1 protein-coding gene is annotated in these 338 nt (G+C 39.3%); it reads left to right on the top strand.

Going from position 1 to position 338, the window contains the following annotated elements; all coding sequences use genetic code 11:
* Positions 1-17: 17 nt before the first annotated feature.
* A partial coding sequence (locus H4J41_RS00030; RefSeq protein WP_404842440.1) for a PKD domain-containing protein occupies positions 18-338 on the top strand: 321 nt, incomplete at its 3' end.

The following is a 338-nucleotide window of genomic DNA, read 5'->3' as shown; positions in this document are numbered from 1 at the left end:
GCAGTGGAACAGACGTAATATTGAGCACTAGTGACTCAGCTAGCACTTCGTTTATAACACCGGAAGTTACCAATAACGAAGTATTTACTTTTACACTAACGGTAACCGATAATGAAGGTGCAACTAAGACCGATACCATTACGATTAATGTTAATAATGTCAATATATTGCCATCAGCAAATGCTGGTGCGAACCAAATAGTAAATGAAAATACTGAGGTATCCTTATTAGGTGCAGGCTCTGACTCAGACGGAACTATTGCTAGCTATATCTGGACACAAAGCAGTGGAACAGACGTAATATTGAGCACTAGTGACTCAGCTAGCACTTCGTTTATA

The sequence above is a fragment of the Colwellia sp. MB3u-45 genome, assembly GCF_014077005.1.
Taxonomy (GTDB): Bacteria; Pseudomonadota; Gammaproteobacteria; order Enterobacterales; family Alteromonadaceae; genus Cognaticolwellia.
This window is presented reverse-complemented; position numbering and strand designations above follow the sequence as displayed.